The following is an 18,369-nucleotide window of genomic DNA, read 5'->3' on the forward strand; positions in this document are numbered from 1 at the left end:
CGTTGCGGCCATTATCGAGACAATATTTACTTTTCAGTTCCTCTAAAACAAAAGAAAAATCTACCATTTCATTAAATTGACGGAGCATATTATCTTTTGGTATGACGATATCGTAAATCGCCATGAATGGGCTAAGGTTAAGAGATTGTTGTTTTGAAATCATCCGAGACACCACCTAGAATTATTACAACTATTATACATGAAAAAAACGAAAGCTTCCTCGATTTCATCGAGGAAGCTTTCGTTTTTTCTATGAAGACTTTTTCAGTGGCCTCCACATGCACTGTCTATTTTTTTTACATATCGTGGTGAGCGTGATTTTTTTGGCGGGAATGTTTTCGGTTTTTTACTTTGTGCGATCCACTTAATGGTTCTGGTTGTCCGCCAGAAACCTGTCCTTGTGGTGAATTTTTACGAATGGATTTGCTGTTATTTTTCTCCATGAATACTACCCCTCTTTTTATTAAGCTTTAGCGATTAAACAAATAAACGGTAAAGCTTGATTAGCGAAACCAATTAGCTGAACGTTTCGCTTTATATTAGGATGAGAGAACTTCATAAATTTATACGAGAATGTTTTTTGAGAAAAAGGTAAAGGATAATGGAGAGTAAAGACAGAAAGGGGGAATGATTATGCCGTACCACAAGGATAAACAACAAGCATTTCAAGCTGCGCAGCAAGGAACGGAAGATGCAGAAAATTTATATCAAAACATTGTGAAAAACGATCCGAATTATGCCCAGGACTTAAAGCATTTACGCCAAGAAGTGCAAGAAGCATATGAACAAATCCAAAATGCATTAGAAGTCGCTTCTGAAACGCAGCGAACGCAATTGCAACAGTACGAACAAGATTTAGGGCAGATTATGCAAAATGTGGAGGAAGCACGTGATTAGTAGGTTGTTGAGCTTCCTCAGCAGCCTTTTCACTTAAAAAGGGATAATAATGATTAAAAAAACGAACCGCATTATAATCAGTTGTCTAATCATAGTGTTAAGCTTGATGGAAATTGAAAAAGTTGATGCAAAAATGTTAATGAGAAAAGAGTTAGAGCCAACGGGCTTTGTAACGTGGGAAGTACCAACGAATGAAAAAATAATAGCAATTACTTTCGATGATGGTCCGGATCCTACATATACACCGCAAATTTTAAATATATTACGTGAATACCACGCTGAATCGACTTTTTTTATGATTGGCTATAGAATTCAGCGTAATCCATATTTAATCGAACAAGTATTAAAATATGGCCATGAAATTGGGAATCATACGATGAACCACTTGTATGCACGCAATGCAGCAGGACAAAAACTCGAAAATGATATTCTAGAGGGGAAAAAATATTTAGAAAAGTGGATAGAGAAACCACTTCTTTTCCGTCCGCCTGGTGGATATATTAATGAATCGGTGTTTAAAACAGCGACAGAAGCAGGATATCAAATTGTATTATGGTCCTGGCATCAAGACCCAAAGGATTGGTCTAATCCTGGAAAAGATAAAATTGCACAACATGTTTTAAACAATGCAAGAAGTGGTGATATTGTTTTACTACATGATGGCGGAAGCGATAGAAGCCAAACGGTTGAAGCATTAAAAGAAATTTTACCTGCCTTGCAAAAACAAGGATATCGATTTGTGAAAGTGTCAGAGTTATTAAAGTACAAGCATTGAAAAATCCCAAAAGATTATCTTTTGGGATTTTAAATTATTGATTCTTTTTACGCTTTTTATTATTTTGGCGTTGTGCAGGTGTTAATGGCTCATTCGAAAATTCCTCATTGTATCCTGTGCCTTGTCCCTGTGCAGAGGCAGCGTTCATTCCAGGAATGACATGATTTGCTTTACGTTTTCCCACTACTATCCCCCCTAATTTGCCATAAGAAATTGAATTGTTCGGTTCATTTATAAAGTAAAATCTCCTCTAAAAAAGAAGATTCACTTTATAGGAATAGTATCTGTTAACGGGAAAATTATTATGCAACAACGAAGTTATAAAGAAAACTTATGGAAAACTATAAGTTTCTTATTATTTACTTATCCATTAAGTTGTAATAATATATTATCGTAAGGTATTGAAAAATTTGTCTACATTTTATATTCAGACAATTTTAGTCACGTTTAACAGGGGGGTAACCATAATGGTAAAACACAATCCATTTCACACTCGCGCAACATTTGAAGTAGATGGAAACACGTATCACTATTATAGTTTGAAAGCGCTTGAAAATGCAGGGGTAGGTAATGTTTCTAAGTTACCTTATTCGGTTAAAGTATTACTTGAGTCAGTACTTCGTCAAGTTGATGGCCGCGTTATTAAAGAAGAACATGTTGAAAATTTAGCGAAGTGGGGAACGAAAGATATTCAAGATATCGACGTACCATTTAAACCATCTCGCGTTATCTTACAAGACTTTACAGGAGTTCCAGCTGTTGTTGATTTAGCTTCTCTTCGTAAAGCAATGGCAGATATGGGCGGAGATCCTGATAAAATCAATCCTGAAATTACAGTTGATCTTGTTATTGACCACTCTGTACAGGTTGATAGAGCAGGTTCAGCGGATGCGCTTCAATTTAACATGGACTTAGAGTTTAAGCGTAATGAAGAGCGTTATAAATTCTTAAGCTGGGCACAAAAATCATTTGATAACTACCGTGCAGTTCCACCAGCAACAGGTATCGTTCACCAAGTAAACCTTGAGTATTTAGCGCCAGTTGTTCATGCAGTGAAAAATGCTGAAGGCGAACTTGTTGCATACCCAGATTCATTAGTAGGAACAGATTCTCATACAACGATGATTAACGGTATCGGCGTTCTTGGATGGGGCGTTGGTGGTATTGAAGCAGAAGCTGGAATGCTTGGACAGCCTTCATACTTCCCAGTACCAGAAGTAATCGGTGTTAAATTAACAGGTACGCTTCCAAGTGGTACAACAGCAACAGACGTTGCATTAAAAGTAACACAAGTATTACGTCAAAAAGGTGTAGTTGGAAAATTCGTTGAATTCTTCGGTAGCGGTTTACAAAGCATGCCATTAGCTGACCGTGCAACAATTTCTAACATGGCACCAGAGTACGGCGCGACTTGCGGATTCTTCCCAATCGATGATATTTCATTAGATTACTTACGTTTAACAGGAAGAAGCGAAGAGCAAATTCGCATCGTTGAAGAATATTGTAAAGCAAACGGCTTATTCTATACAGCAGATAGCCAAGATCCAACTTATACAGATCTTGTTGAAATTGATTTAAATACAATTGAGTCTAACCTTTCTGGTCCGAAACGTCCACAAGACTTAATTCCTCTTTCTGGTATGAGAGATGAGTTCCGTAAAGCTGTTGTGGCACCAGTTGGTAACCAAGGATTTGGCTTTACAGAGCAAGAATTTGATAAAGAAATGAAAGTAGTATTACAAGATGAAGAAGTAACGATGAAAACAGGTGGAATTGCAATCGCTGCAATTACAAGCTGTACAAATACATCTAACCCATATGTACTAATTGGTGCAGGTCTAGTTGCGAAAAAAGCAATTGAAAAAGGGCTTAAAGTACCTGGTTATGTAAAAACATCATTAGCACCAGGATCTAAAGTTGTTACGGAATACTTAGATAAGTCTGGATTAACAACTTATTTAGATCAATTAGGTTTCCAAACAGTAGGTTATGGCTGTACAACTTGTATTGGTAACTCTGGTCCATTAGCATTAGAATTAGAAGAAGCAATCGCTGCAAATGACCTATTAGTAACATCTGTATTATCTGGTAACCGTAACTTTGAAGGTCGTATTCATCCACTTGTAAAAGCAAACTACTTAGCATCACCACCGCTTGTAGTTGCATATGCACTTGCTGGTACAGTAGATATCGACTTGAAAAATGATGCAATCGGTAACGATGCAAACGGCAACCCAATTTACTTTAACGACATCTGGCCAACAGCGGCAGAAATCGAAGAAGTAGTACAAAACGTCGTAACATCTGAACTATTTAAGAAAGAGTATGCACAAGTATTTAACAGCAACGAACGCTGGAATGAAATCCAAACTTCAAACGAAGCGTTATATACTTGGGACAATGACTCAACATATATCCAAAACCCACCGTTCTTCGAAGGGTTATCTAAAGAGCCAGGTGAAGTGGAAACACTTTCAGGACTGCGCGTAGTTGGTAAATTTGGCGATTCTGTAACAACAGACCACATTTCACCAGCAGGATCTATCGGAAAAAACACACCAGCAGGCCGTTACTTATTAGAAAATGGCGTGCAGCCAGTTGACTTCAACTCTTACGGTTCTCGCCGTGGTAACCATGAAGTTATGATGCGTGGTACATTTGCGAACATCCGCATTAAAAACCAAATCGCACCTGGCACAGAAGGTGGATTCACAACATATTGGCCAACAGGCGAAGTGACATCTATCTATGATGCAGCAATGAAATACAAACAAGACGGTACAGGTCTTCTTGTAATCGCTGGTAAAGACTACGGTATGGGAAGCTCACGTGACTGGGCTGCAAAAGGTACAAACTTACTGGGTATTAAAGCAGTTATCGCAGAAAGCTTCGAGCGTATCCACCGCAGTAACCTTGTATTAATGGGCGTATTACCATTGCAATTTAAAGATGGTGAAAGTGCAGAAACATTAGGTCTTGCGGGTATTGAATCATTTGAAATTCAAGTTGATAAAACAGTAAAACCACGTGACCTTGTAAAAGTAGTTGCGACTGACGCTGAAGGAAATAAAAAACAATTTGAAGTTGTAGCACGTTTCGACAGCGAAGTAGAAATCGACTACTACCGTCACGGCGGTATCTTACAGATGGTTCTTCGTGAGAAATTAGAAGAGTCTAAGGTTTCTAACTAAGTTTATATAAATGCAAATTTAAAAAACGACATAAAAACCCCTGTCTTTTTTGGGGAGGATGAGAGCGTTTGGCCGTTCATAGTAGCGGTCAGGGCCTTTTCCTGCCACATGCGAGGTTAAAAATAAAAGGAGCAGGTAAGTAGAGGTCTTATTTCATTCTGCATAACTGCGACTTATATGTCGAAAAATTAAAATGAATTTATATAGATGTGAATGATTTTTAAATAAACAATAGAATAGTAATTTATTGATTAGTATAAATATTTACACTGAAACAAAAAAGAGAAGACGACGAAAGCCGTCTTCTCTTTTTTCATAATTGTAAACTCTTAATTTGATCAGATGAAATAATTCATAATGGGGGAGAAATATATCAGTGGTGAACATGCTTTTTAGCAATCAAAATGGAGATAAGTTTACTAAAGAGATACAAATATATAAATACAAATTGAAAAACTAACATAAAAACCGCCTTTTTTAGGGGGGCGAGAGCGTCTGGACGCGTATAGGAGCGGTCAGGGCCTTTTTCTGCCACATGCAAGGTTTAAAACAAAAGGAGTATATTGTATTCTGCATAGTAGCGACTTATATGTTAAAAAGTCAACTTGTATTTATATAAAACAATTAGTAATTTATGTTGTACTATTATAAAAGTTTTGGAGGAGACGATGATGAAAGGAAATAAAAAGGAGATAAAAACAAACGACAAAGTGATTCGTTATACACATATGGAAAGGGGGTTCAAAACGATTTGCTTTATGTTTTCAGGTTCAGGTTACAATTACGATAAACCATTGTTTTATTACGCGACAATGGCAATGCTCCAAAATAAAATTGATATTGTCCATGTCCATTACTCCTATAATGAGCAACCAACGAAAAACAATATTGAAAAGATAACAAAAATAATGATGGATGATATTAATCCTGTGATTTTAGATGTTTTGGAAAATGGTCAATACAATGAAACTATTTTTTTAGGCAAATCACTCGGAACAATACCAATCGCGAATGACTTAATGAAGAGAGAAGAATTCCTAAAGTCAAAAATGATTTTATTTACTCCTCTAATAAATTTTGATTCGATCTTTGACTCAATCTTGAATAGTCAACATCAAGGGCTTTTCGTTATTGGCGATAAAGACCATTATTACAATGCAAATCAAATTGACCAATTAAGTAAAGCGAATTTAAAAGTTGATGTAATTCAAAATGCAAATCATTCCTTAAATGTTGGAGAATCTGAAACAACAAATTCAATTTTAGCTTTATCAAGGGTAATGGAAAAACTCCAAGAAACCGTTAGGACAAATTAGTGATAAACTAATGTTAGCAAAAGTGTAAATTTAATTGCTAAAATAAATGCAAACGAGATGCTAATTGCACCTCTTTTGCATTTTGTACTTCAAATTTAGCCCCGTTACTATTCGAAGAGTTGCATTATTATGCTTTTAAACTTTCAGCACCTGAAGATGCAGGTTGCTGTTTTCCAGATTCACAAACACCATGGCTAGCATACCAATAACGATTGCAATCGCAGCAGCAAGGAACATGGCTTAATATCCAGAAGTACACAGAGCCTAGAAATAAATTGTACTTACAACTGAATGAGTTGGTGAAAGGGGTAGATCGAATCTCACAAGGATTTAAAAACTACTACAGCTTATATCCAATTGTTCAGAAATGGCTTAGCAAAATAGACTGGTACGTTCTAGAGAGACTCAATCTTTTCTGGAACAAGCAAAGAAATTTGTTTCAGTTTTCTACTCTACTCAAAACTTGGCATTTTATTTACCACCCATTGATTATTTTCATAACTGAATTCTACTTCTACATCTTTTGTTACATTTTCATACTCGTTATATGTCTCCACTTTTGCTGCTAATTTACCATCCTTTAACTGAGAAGAAGTAATCTTTATATATTTAGTCGCAGCTTTTGAACCTGGGTCTCCAATAACATAGTGCATTTTTCCGTCTATTTCTTTTACATATTCACTTTGCATATAATCCGTAATAAATTGTTTTGAGAAATATGTAGACAATGTAGTTTCTAACGCTTTTTTTGTATTATATGCGGGGATGAGTAATTCCCCGTATGAAAAACGCCCTATTGATTTTGAATTCCCTGTGAATGCTCTAGTTTGGATATAGGTGAGTTCTTTTTGTGCATTTAATACTTTGTTTAACATTGCGTCATTAGGTAACGGTTTATCTTTTATTTCATTTGACTTTTTTGTCTTCAGATTTAAAATAACACCATTATCTGTATATAGATACATATCTCCTGCTATAAAATATAAATAAGATTTAGAAGGTTCAAGAGCTTTATTATAGATTAATTCTTCACTTCCACCACTGATTTTTCTCTTATAAACACCGTCATTTTTTACATAATAAAAAGTATCCCCTGTTATATTCATCTGTAAGACGTCCTGTATTAATAGCTTTTCTGTATTTTGCTGAACGTCTAACTCGTATATACCGTGCGTAGCTTTATATGCTTCAAAAGGGAGCGAGAAATCTACAACAGCATATAGTTTTTCATCATGGTATACCGCGCTAGATATTTCTACATACTTTTCCTTTGACCAGGTTTTGTTATTTTGGGTAACCTGTCTTCCGCGATTTTTATTCCAATGTAGAATACTATCATCTATTGTTTGAGCCCAGCCAGTGTATTTAAGTGTAGTTTCCTCTTCTTGTCCTGTTTTCAAATCCATTTTTATAATCCCTACAATATCAAAACCACCATGCTCCGAGTATTTTTTCGGATAAAACAAAGTTTGATCTTTTATATATACGTAACTTGTATCTGTTTTCAATGTATCGAGTTTTTTAGCTGAAATGTCATATTTCATTAAAGAAGGCAGTTCATTTGAACCTGTATTATCATTTGTCGGCATATGGATAAAATATAAAGATTGACTGTTTATATTTATATAAGAGGCATTTATATCTTTTACTAAAAGTTCTGATGTTTGAAAATAATCTTTTGTACGATAAATACCTCTTGTATTCTTACTTCCATTGACTGCATAATAAATCCAACCATCACTTTCGACCATTTTTCCTTTGTTAGAAATGTTCCCAACCGTATTTCCTCTTTTTTCAGCTTCTTTTATTTGCTGCTGTACTATTGAATCAGCTTGTGTATCCTTTTTTTCTTTTTTGATATTTGTTGTATTCGCTGTTTTGTTCTCAGCTTCACAACCAAAAAGAGAAATTGAAATGGCCATGGTTACAATAGTAACTATTATTTTTTCATAAACATTCCCCATTGTTTGCCTCCCTTATAATATTTCAATACAATTAAATATTGGTAGTAATTGTCTACTTGCGTTTGATTATACGTTCTTTTGTGAATAAAAACAATTTTCTGTTTATTTTTATTTGAAGCCGATAACAAAAATTAGTTTTACAAAAGGCACAAAATGTTAAACTCAAAAAAAAACAGTAATTTTATGTACACGTACTGATATCGCTGTTTTTTTTGTATAAATATTCAACACCTAATATATCAAAGACTGTTTTTTTCTCGTATCGATGAGATTTTCGTCCGTTGTGTTGTAGGAGGTTAAACAGACGAAACGAAATCTTTGATAGTTCCTGGGTGTCTTTTTGCATTGTTTTTGTAAATCCAAAATATGGTTGACATTACGCGATTACATTTGTAATATTTAATTATAGATTACAAATGTAATACAAGGGGGTATAAAATGAAGAAATTACCTAAAATATCGGAAGCTGAATTGGAAATCATGAAAGTTCTTTGGTCAAGGTCGCCTCAAACAGCCAATGAAGTAATTGAAGTACTTGATGAAACGATGAATTGGAAACCGAAAACGATCCGAACGCTTATTAATCGATTAGTTCAAAAAGAAGCTGTTTCTTATCATCATGAAAAAGGGCGTATGTACGCATATTATCCTTTAGTGTCACAAGATCTTTATTTACAAGTAGAAACAAAATCTCTACTTAAACGTTTTTGTGGCGTAGCGTTTAAACCATTACTTGTAAATTTTTTGAAAGAAGAAAAATTATCTTCAGAAGACATTAACGAGCTCAGACAAATTCTTGATGAGAAGAATGAAGAAAATCAGCGAAAGGGGAGATAGAGGTGATAGATAGGGTTATAAATATTTACCTTCCTTTCGTATTTGATTGGATTATAGAAACATCTTTGATGGCAAGTGTATTAGTGGCACTTATTTTGTGTGTCAAAATCTTGTTAAGAAATAAGCTAAGCCCAAGGTGGCATTATTTACTATGGATGATTTTGATTGTACGACTACTACTGCCATGGTCGCCGGATAGTTCTTATAGTATGTATTCACTTCTTTCATATGGTTACAAAACGACCACTTTTGCTCAAAATCAACCTGTTGTTTCTTCAAAAAACGAGCACGTGCGTGAGACGAAAAACATGCCAGATACCAATACAGTTATACAAGAGACAAGCTCCATTGAGCATTTATCTCAGACAACAGCGGAACATGTAGTAGAGCCGGCCGATAATGAGAAGCAAAAGGATACCTCCCTTTCCTTTTATACAATTGTTTCATATATTTGGGTAATGGGTGTTATCATACTAGGCTTCACTACTTATCTTATCAATAGACGATTATATTTCTACATACAACAACAACCTGTTATCAAAGAAGAAAGGGTTGTTAACATCTTTGAAATATGTAAAAAATCTATGTCTATCCAGCGTAATATCCCGCTATTGTTAGCAGGGAAAATTTCAAGTCCAACAGTGTTTGGATTCTTTCGTCCGAAAGTATTAGTATCGAGTGTGCATATTAGTCGGCTTAATGAGCAGCAATTGCAACATATTTTTCATCATGAATTAGCTCACATTAAGCGGAGGGATGTTTGCGTCAATTGGATTATGCATAGTCTGCTAGTTTTGAATTGGTTTAATCCGATTCTTTGGTATGCCTATTCATGCATGAGGGAAGATCAAGAGATGGCTTGCGATGCACTTGCTCTCACGTTTTTGGAGGAAAAGGAAAAAATTTCATATGGATATACGATTATCAATCTTTTAGAACATTATTCTAACTATTATCCAATACCTGGATTGGCGAATCTAATCAGAAATAAAAGAGCCTTAAAGAGGAGGATCTTTATGATTAAAAAGTTTCAAAAGAAATCGTATCGTTGGTCTGCACTTGGTGTTATTACCGTGATTGTTGTTTCACTATTCTCTTTGCTAAATGCACGTGCAGATGGGACAGCTGAACAGCAGAAAGGACAGACTCCCAAAAAGGTAACAACGACAGAAACAAAAAAAGAAGGAACGGTATATACTCCCCCTAAGCAAGAAGAATATGTTGGGGATATGACGAAAGAAGAGATACTTACGAAAATGCTGAATACAGTTGATAATTTTGAAACTGCAAAAGGTGAGTTTAAAGTTCATCAAGCAAATGTTCCAGGTGACAGCATCATTAACTATGAACTCAGTTTGCATAATAAAGCAGGTGGTTATAGTAAAACTACCTATGTAGAAAATGAAATAGAAAAGGTAACATCTCATTATTACAATAACGGTACGATGTGGGATCTCAGAGAAGGAACAGCTATGTATATCGAGATGAACTATCAAGAAGAAAAACGTTCTAAGCCATTAAAGATTGAGAATGCATTTTCAGTAGATAGTGAAGGTGAAAACGTAACAGCTTCTCGAGAAAGACCCATTATTGGAGAAGCACAAAGTTCACTATTCCCTTATGAAATAGCCTCGAATTATACTAGGAATTTGAATACTTGGGAAATTGAAAAGCAAAATGAACAGTTATTGGGGCATAATACGCTTGTCATTAAAGGGAATATCAATAAAAGAATCAATAAATCCTTCCGTTTTTGGGTCGATAAAGATACGGGAATTTTAGTGAAGTATGAAACGTACAATGCGGCTGGCAAGGTGGCTGATTATTTATATCCCACAAGCCTAGAAATCAATGTTCCTATTGATAGTAAAAGATTTACACCAGATTTAACAGGATACCAGAAAGAAGAAATGTTTAAAAAGGACCAGCCGCAAATGACGACTGGGAATATCGATAATCTCGTTCCTGAAGCAATCAAAGCACAATGGGAAGAAGCAAAGAAAAAACCAAATGAAACAACGACCTTGCAGCACGACGATAAGTGGTACATTCATGCCAAAAAAGGTTATTTGGTAAACTATATAAAAGTTAACGGAAAAGAGGGGACGTTATTCTTAGCGAAAGTATCCCCGCAAAAAGAGCACTCTACTTTCTCTGCCTTAGCGGAGGGATATAAGGTAGAGACACTTAAGATTGTTTACGAATGAAGTGTAACCTTCTTTGAATGATAGGTAAAGAAAAAAACGCTCAGAGTTTTAAGCGGACTACTTACAAAGGATTTTAATTGTACCAGTAAAGAATCAAGCTGCTAAGATGCGAATAGATGGAATGGCAAACATGTTAGATGCTTATGTTGGTCTGTTTGAGCATCATGATGAATTTTTAAGAGCTTTGAAGTGGTGGTTATAGTGGCACAACTCAAAAAGAGGGGCCATCTTCCTTGTGGGAAGTCGCCCCTTTTTTAAAACACAACAATTGGCGTATTTTATCAAGAATCTACAGTTGTTTTTAATATTTCGAATTTCCCTTGTTTATCCACGGTAAACATGACATTATTATTACGACTATCCGTTCCTCCTGAGCTTATTTCATTAGGGCTGGAATAGATGGTCTGAACAGCTATGTTATAAATGCCCTCTGTTAGCACGTGGCTCTTTTCGAAATCATCCATAATACTTTGAGCATTGAGAACAGTTTCACTATTTTTGTAGGTATTGTAATAGTAACTAAAATTGATGACTTCTATATAATTAGCATGATCTTTAGGTTTACTATCTTTTAACATTTTCATTATGTCGTCAGTGTTTATTTTTTGATCACGTTTGAAATTTTTAATTAATTTCTTTTCTTGTTGTTCATCTATATCTAAATAGTAATAGAAATTTGGTCTCCCATTGTGATTGTCCCAAGGAGATTCACTTAATAAATTATACTTTTTTATCATCTTATCGGATTGTTTCAAAACATCACGATGCTGTTCAACATAAGCTCCTTTGAATATTTCTAGAAAAACATCATTGCTTACATTTTTAACTATTTCATGTGAGTGTCTGTCTACCACTAAATAAGCAAAAGTGTGGTATGTTTTTTTATTTCCACGTATGTCTGATGATCAATACCTTCAAACCAATTATTATCAGCAGAAAGAATTTTAAAATCCTCATTCTTTATCCCGTAGTTTTCGGACAAATAATCTCCTATTGGTTCTTCTACTAGTTTTGTATTTTCAAAGCACCCACTTAATAGGAATAGTGGTATGCTCATTAATAAGATAAAAACAGTTACTTTTAGTTTCCTCATTCAAGTTCCTCCTTGTTAATTTGATGCAGATAGGGGTTTGGAGTTGTATTTTTTTAAGTAATGAGATTGCTTGGAAATATTGATATATCAGCCTTTTTGGTGCCTATTTCCTTCTATTATATATAGACCTTGATAGGCATAATGATGTAATATATTGAATGAAAAATACATGAAGGATGGACATAAAATGGGTAATCTATTATTGATGATGATTGAACGCGTTGGTTTAATCGTTATTTTAGGATATTTACTTTCACATATTAAGGCGTTTCGTTGGCTGCTGCATAAGCAAGATGGATATAAAGGTCACTTTATGTTAATTGGCATATTTTCATTATTTACAATTGTAAGCAACTACACAGGGATTGAGATTTCTGGTAATACGATTTTGAATGATAACTGGCTACGAGGTGTATCTTCTTCTAGTACGATTGCGAATACGCGTATTATGGGAATTGGGATTAGCGGGTTACTTGGAGGTCCCATCGTTGGAATAGGAGTAGGATTTATAGCTGGCATTCATCGCTATATGCTAGGGGGAACGACTGCATTGAGCTGTGCAATCTCTTCTGTTTTAGCTGGGATTGTGACAGGTTATATTGGTTATTTATATCAAAAACGGAATCGCGTTGTAACCCCTAAATTTTCTGCGGTGCTTAGCATTTGTATGGTGTCGCTGGAAATGCTTATGATTCTTTTCATTATCGATGACGGCTGGAGCATTGTGAAAACAATTGCAATCCCAATGATTATCGTAAATGGTTTCGGAAGTTTTATTCTATTGTCAATGATTCAGTCTATGTTACGACAAGAAGAACATGCGAAGGCATTACAAACGCATAAAGTATTGCGTATTGCTGATAAAACACTTCCATATTTTCGCCAAGGATTAACGGAAGAATCATGTACGCAGGTGGCACAAATTATCCATCGCTTTACAGGAACAGATGCAGTATCTTTAACAGATACAGAAAAAATATTAGCACATGTTGGATTAGGATCTGATCATCATATTCCTTCTCATAGTTTAATTACTGAACTGTCAAAAGAGGTGTTAAAGATTGGGGAGATTATGAAAGCAAAGTCGCGCGAAGAGATTAATTGTCAGCATGAAGGGTGTTTATTACAAGCGGCAATCGTGATTCCACTCACATCTCGTGAAAAGACCATCGGTACGTTAAAGCTTTATTTTAAAAATCCCAATTCATTAAGCCCTGTAGAGGAAGAGCTGGCAGAAGGATTAGCGAAAATTTTTTCAACGCAGCTTGAGCTTGGAGAAGCAGAACTGCAAAGTAAATTGTTGCAAGATGCGGAAATAAAGGCACTGCAAGCACAAATTAACCCTCATTTTCTTTTTAATGCAATTAATACAGTCTCTGCTTTATGTCGTACAGATGTAGAGAAAGCAAGGAAATTATTGTTGCAGCTAAGCGTGTATTTTCGCTGCAATTTACAAGGTGCAAGGCAGCTTCTTATTCCATTGGAACAAGAATTAAATCATGTCCATGCGTATTTGTCGTTAGAACAAGCAAGATTTCCAAATAAATATGAAGTGAAAATGTATATTGAAGACGAACTGCATAATATTTTGCTTCCACCGTTTGTGCTGCAATTATTAGTAGAAAATGCTCTTCGTCATGCATTTTCCAAAAAACAGCCGATATGTCAAGTTGAAATTTATGTCTATGCCCAGCAAAACAGCGTACATTTCAAAGTAAAAGATAACGGTCAAGGGATTGAACCGGAGCGATTAGAACGGTTAGGAAAAGCAATTGTATCGTCAAAAAAAGGAACGGGAACAGCATTATATAATATTAATGAACGGTTAATAGGTTTGTTTGGAAAAGATACAACGCTTCATATTGTCAGTAAACTGGAAACAGGGACGGAGATTTCCTTTACGATTCCAATTCAAAGAAAAGGAGGAAGCGATATTGAGAGTATTAGTAGTTGATGATGAAATGTTAGCGCGGGACGAATTAAAATATTTATTATATCGAACGAAAGAGGTTGATATTATTGATGAGGCAGACAGTGTAGAAGAAGCGCTAGAGAAGTTGATAGAAAGTAAACCGGATCTTGTTTTTTTAGATATTCAGCTGTCGGATGAAAATGGATTTGAAATTGCTAATATACTAAAGAAGATGAAAAATCCACCTGCGATTATATTTGCAACGGCTTATGATCAATATGCCATTCAGGCTTTTGAAGTAGATGCTTTAGATTATATTTTAAAGCCGTTTGACGAAGAGCGCATTGTTCAAGCGATTAAGAAATTTAAAAAACGAAAACAGCATGAAATGGCGGAGAAACAAGAAGTACATGCGTCAGATGAATCTAGCAGAATGAAAAAATTAGCACTGCCAATTGATGAATCGATTGTATTAGTGAATATAGAAGATATCGTATATGCTGGACTGTTGGATGGAAAAGTGATTGTGAAAACGATTTGCGATATGTATGTGACGTACGATACGCTTGCCATATTAGAAAAGAAATTGTCACAAATGAATTTTCTGCGTGTGCATCGCAGTTTTATCGTAAATGTAAATCATATTTCTGAAATCCAACCGTGGTTTAACTCTACGTATAATTTAATTATGAAAGAGGATTCAAAAGTGCCTGTAAGCCGTACTTATGCAAAAGAATTAAAGAAGCTGCTTCGTATTTAACGGGCAGCTTTTTGCATTTCATCCTTCTTTTTCTGTAACTGATTTCATATATTTGACGTTCTGTGTTGTAAGTGCCTACGCATTCGTTTACATCCTATACAATTAATGTATCAAATCGAAAGAGGTGGAAGGATAGTATGAAAAAATCATCTATTAATCCATGGCTTGTTGTGCTCGGCACAGTTATTGTACAAATGGGACTTGGAACGATATATACATGGAGCTTATTCAATCAGCCTTTAGTGAGTAAATACGGATGGAGTCTTAACGCTGTTGCGATAACCTTCTCAATCACTAGCTTTTCTTTAGCATTTTCAACTTTGTTTGCGAGTAAATTACAAGAGAAATGGGGACTTCGTAAACTCATTATGATAGCCGGATTAGCCTTAGGGATTGGCTTGATGCTTAGTTCGCAAGTTTCCTCATTACCAATGCTTTATGTACTAGCAGGTGTTGTTGTAGGTTACGCAGATGGTACAGCCTATATCGCTTCACTATCTAATTTAATAAAGTGGTTTCCAAAAAGTAAAGGTTTAATTTCTGGTATATCGGTCTCCGCATATGGAACGGGTAGCTTAATTTTTAAATACATTAACGCAAAGTTTATTGCCTCAGTTGGTGTATCACAAGCGTTTTTTTATTGGGGCTTAATTGTCGCGGTTATGGTAGTGATAGGCGCTTGTTTAATCCATAAAGCCGCTGAAAAAGATACAGTTCATGAAACAAAAAGTCATGATTTTACAACAAAAGAAATGCTAGGTACAAAACAAGTTTATCTGTTATTTATTATGTTATTTACATCATGTATGAGTGGCTTATACTTAATTGGTATGGTAAAAGATATCGGTGTTCAACTCGTAGGACTTAGCGCAGCAACAGCAGCTAATGCGGTCGCTATGGTTGCGATCTTTAATACGCTTGGCCGAATCATTTTGGGACCATTGTCAGATAAAATTGGCCGTTTAAAAATTGTTTCGACAACGTTTGTCGTTATAGCTATGTCTGTTTTTGTACTCAGTTTCGTAGATTTAAATTATGGTATCTATTTTGTTTGTGTAGCAAGTGTTGCATTTTGTTTCGGTGGAAATATCACGATTTTCCCTGCCATTGTTGGTGATTTCTTCGGTCTAAAAAATCATAGTAAAAACTATGGTATTGTGTATCAAGGCTTTGGTTTTGGAGCACTCGCAGGTTCCTTTATTGGTGCACTTTTAGGTGGGTTTAAACCAACTTTTATGGTAATTGGCGCATTGTGTGTCGTGTCATTTATTTTCGCTATTTCAATTCGACCACCTAGTCAGCAAGAAGAAAATCAAAAAGATTATCGTAGTGCAGCGTGAGTATTTTGGGTTTTGATATATTATAAAAAGAGGGATTTGCTTTTCTATTGAAAAGTAAATCCCTCTTTTTATTTGAATTTATAAACATATATGATTTTAAAATTTAACCTATTTTCAAAAGAATTCTCGTTCCTCAAGGAATGAGAAGGGTGTGAAGTCCAATGAGTAGAGAGGGGGATGAATTTTAGTTGGTATAAGTCAAAGGAATGAAAAAGGAATTTCTTCAAATCAGATAGAATTGTGGGTGGTTTACGTTGATAACCAGTATGTATGAATGAAATTATCAAGTCATAAAGATTAAACAATTTGTTTCACAACGCGTTATGTTTTTCTTATTTGTAGAAATGTTGAAAATTAATATATTTAAGGTTATATTATCAGAGAGGGGAGTATTCTGATTTTTTAGTTTTTGGAAAATCACCTTCTTATTTATATATTCATCTTTAAGGGAGCTGCGTTATGAATTATAAGATTGTATTTTTTGATGTTGATGGAACTCTTACACATCATGAAAATGGTAGTATTTCAAATAATACGAAAGAAGCTATAAAAGCATTGAAGAATAAAGGGATAAGGATAGTTGCAGCAACAGGAAGACCATTATCAATGTGTGATGAGATAAGAGAATTAGGAGTTGATACATTTATTACAGCAAACGGAGCTTATGTGAAGCACAATCAAGAGGTTCTTTATAAAGTACCAATGGATAAACATATCATTCGAGAAGTGGTTGAATTTGCATCTATCGAGAATACCGGGTTGTCCTTCTTTACAGAAGAATTTAGTATGAATGGTGTAGAAGATAAAGAAATACTAACAGCACTGAACGAAACATTGTCATTGAATGCTTATCCAACCATAAATAAACATATTTATGATCAAGAGATTTATTTGATGTGTTTGTATGCTACTGATGAAACAGTAGAGAAATATATTCATAAGTTTCCACATTTAACGTTTAGCAGATGGCATCCATTTGTATTAAATGTATTACAAGAAGAAGTATCTAAATCTTTAGCAATCAAAAGTGTTTTACAGTATTTTGGCATTGATAAATCAGAGGCAATTGCGTTTGGAGATGGAGGAAATGATATAGATATGTTGGAATTAGTAGGGCTTGGGATTGCTATGGAAAATGGGAATGGACAATTAAAAACCGTTGCAGATTTTGTCACGAAAAAGTCAAGTGAAGATGGGATCGATTTTGCTCTTAGAAAGTACGGAATTATTTAAGGATTAATAAAGAACGGACATGGTTATAAAATAGCAAATAATTTCATTGAACTTATCGATAATTGGTCAAGACTTGCTTTTGTAGGGGGTGAGGATTGGCAATGGCTACCTTTCACAACAAACTCCGAAAGTGGAATAAATGCAGATGGAGAGGCGGCAAAAAGATTTAGAGCGTGGATTGGATTAGATATATGACGAAAATTGAATATTAAAACTCGAACAATTATAACTCTGGTGTGTGGTTTTCTATTATTCACTTTTGGCACATTTAGAATAGTTACAGTGTCACTATCATCCACATCTTTATTCGTAGCAAATGGTTCAAAACTGCGGGAAATAATGAATTCCTAGATAGGGATTAATAAAAAAGGACATATAAACGCCGAATTTTAAAAATCCCTCTTTTGTTTGTATTTTCCGGGTTCCCTCCTCATTCCTTGCATCGTTTTCATATCTCTTAAAGGCTTGCTTACAATGAAAATATTTAGGGGTAGAAAAAAATGTTAAAAGGGTTAAAAAATGTTTTGAAATCGCTTACATATTGTTATACTATAAAATTATAATAATAAATTATCATGACACACGTGTTGATTAACCAAAATTATACAGTATCCATTTGACTTATTTGCCGATGGAATGCCAGTATTTCTTTCAAACAAATTCTCCACTCAAACGGCAGAGTATCACAAAGAAACAGGCGTGTGAAACCTGCGAATGACAACGGTTTGATATGTTTTTTCTTACTACCTTTTACGTGAAGAAATTTTAGTAAAACGTAGGCAATCATAGCTGTGAACAACTGATTGAACACCGCATTTGATGTTGTGCCAAATAGCACGGGAAC

13 protein-coding genes and 4 pseudogenes are annotated in these 18,369 nt (G+C 35.0%); 11 read left to right on the plus strand and 6 right to left on the minus strand.

Annotated elements, in window-relative coordinates; genetic code table 11:
• Positions 1–163, minus strand: a pseudogene (locus H280_RS25935) (IS5/IS1182 family transposase); the annotation flags it as partial.
• Between the two features lie 133 nt (positions 164–296).
• Positions 297–443: a small acid-soluble spore protein P gene (locus H280_RS24100; RefSeq protein WP_020063100.1), complete on the minus strand. Its 147-nt coding sequence runs from the start codon at positions 441–443 to the stop codon at positions 297–299.
• A 190-nt stretch (positions 444–633) separates the two neighbouring features.
• On the opposite strand from H280_RS24100, the gene H280_RS0121085 reads away from it, so the two are divergent.
• Together H280_RS0121085 and H280_RS0121090 are read left to right on the plus strand one after the other, a co-directional pair.
• Positions 634–897 carry a hypothetical protein gene (locus tag H280_RS0121085; protein ID WP_020063101.1) on the plus strand — a complete coding sequence of 88 codons (264 nt, stop codon included), beginning with the start codon at positions 634–636 and terminating at the stop codon, positions 895–897.
• A gap of 106 nt (positions 898–1,003) precedes the next feature.
• On the plus strand, positions 1,004–1,672 hold the full coding sequence (locus H280_RS0121090; protein ID WP_442852837.1) for a polysaccharide deacetylase family protein: 669 nt from the start codon (positions 1,004–1,006) through the stop codon (positions 1,670–1,672).
• 34 nt (positions 1,673–1,706) lie between these two features.
• On the opposite strand, the gene sspO is transcribed toward H280_RS0121090, so the two are convergent.
• Positions 1,707–1,856, minus strand: a complete 150-nt coding sequence (gene sspO / locus H280_RS0121095; protein WP_020063103.1) for a small acid-soluble spore protein O — start codon at positions 1,854–1,856, stop codon at positions 1,707–1,709.
• Positions 1,857–2,139: 283 nt separating this feature from the next.
• Between sspO and acnA the strand changes: the two genes are divergently transcribed.
• Both acnA and H280_RS0121105 read left to right on the plus strand, forming a co-directional pair.
• The gene (gene acnA, locus H280_RS0121100; protein ID WP_020063104.1) at positions 2,140–4,863 is read left to right on the plus strand and encodes an aconitate hydratase AcnA; all 2,724 of its coding nucleotides are present in this window, start codon (positions 2,140–2,142) and stop codon (positions 4,861–4,863) included.
• Positions 4,864–5,534: 671 nt separating this feature from the next.
• Complete coding sequence (locus H280_RS0121105; RefSeq protein WP_020063105.1) at positions 5,535–6,179, plus strand: alpha/beta family hydrolase; 645 nt, start codon at positions 5,535–5,537, stop codon at positions 6,177–6,179.
• Positions 6,180–6,631: 452 nt separating this feature from the next.
• Here the strand turns inward: H280_RS0121105 and H280_RS0121110 are convergent, their stop codons facing one another.
• Positions 6,632–8,143, minus strand: a complete 1,512-nt coding sequence (locus tag H280_RS0121110) for a DUF5050 domain-containing protein (protein ID WP_020063106.1) — start codon at positions 8,141–8,143, stop codon at positions 6,632–6,634.
• Positions 8,144–8,581: 438 nt separating this feature from the next.
• On the opposite strand from H280_RS0121110, the gene H280_RS0121115 reads away from it, so the two are divergent.
• Positions 8,582–8,980 carry a BlaI/MecI/CopY family transcriptional regulator gene (locus H280_RS0121115; protein ID WP_020063107.1) on the plus strand — a complete coding sequence of 133 codons (399 nt, stop codon included), beginning with the start codon at positions 8,582–8,584 and terminating at the stop codon, positions 8,978–8,980.
• A gap of 2 nt (positions 8,981–8,982) precedes the next feature.
• Positions 8,983–11,187, plus strand: a complete 2,205-nt coding sequence (locus H280_RS24495; RefSeq protein ID WP_020063108.1) for a M56 family metallopeptidase — start codon at positions 8,983–8,985, stop codon at positions 11,185–11,187.
• A gap of 281 nt (positions 11,188–11,468) precedes the next feature.
• On the opposite strand, the pseudogene H280_RS24110 reads toward H280_RS24495, so the two are convergent.
• Positions 11,469–12,280 (minus strand): annotated as a pseudogene (locus tag H280_RS24110) (hypothetical protein).
• Positions 12,281–12,467: 187 nt separating this feature from the next.
• On the opposite strand from H280_RS24110, the gene H280_RS0121130 reads away from it, so the two are divergent.
• The 5 genes and pseudogenes from H280_RS0121130 to H280_RS26860 form a co-directional block, all read left to right on the plus strand.
• Positions 12,468–14,234, plus strand: a complete 1,767-nt coding sequence (locus H280_RS0121130) for a sensor histidine kinase (RefSeq protein ID WP_020063109.1) — start codon at positions 12,468–12,470, stop codon at positions 14,232–14,234.
• On the plus strand, positions 14,212–14,952 hold the full coding sequence (locus tag H280_RS0121135) for a LytR/AlgR family response regulator transcription factor (protein WP_028411335.1): 741 nt from the start codon (positions 14,212–14,214) through the stop codon (positions 14,950–14,952). The genes H280_RS0121130 and H280_RS0121135 overlap by 23 nt, the downstream gene beginning before the upstream one ends.
• Before the next feature lie 137 nt (positions 14,953–15,089).
• Positions 15,090–16,292 carry an L-lactate MFS transporter gene (locus tag H280_RS0121140; RefSeq protein ID WP_020063111.1) on the plus strand — a complete coding sequence of 401 codons (1,203 nt, stop codon included), beginning with the start codon at positions 15,090–15,092 and terminating at the stop codon, positions 16,290–16,292.
• Positions 16,293–16,751: 459 nt separating this feature from the next.
• The gene (locus H280_RS0121145) at positions 16,752–17,525 is read left to right on the plus strand and encodes a Cof-type HAD-IIB family hydrolase (protein ID WP_020063112.1); all 774 of its coding nucleotides are present in this window, start codon (positions 16,752–16,754) and stop codon (positions 17,523–17,525) included.
• Between the two features lie 15 nt (positions 17,526–17,540).
• Positions 17,541–17,720, plus strand: a pseudogene (locus H280_RS26860) (SMI1/KNR4 family protein); the annotation flags it as partial.
• Between the two features lie 406 nt (positions 17,721–18,126).
• Here H280_RS26860 and H280_RS26650 read toward each other — a convergent pair.
• Positions 18,127–18,369, minus strand: a pseudogene (locus tag H280_RS26650) (IS4 family transposase); the annotation flags it as partial.

It is taken from the genome of Bacillus sp. 123MFChir2 (assembly GCF_000383235.1).
Lineage (GTDB): Bacteria > Bacillota > Bacilli > Bacillales > Bacillaceae_G > Bacillus_A.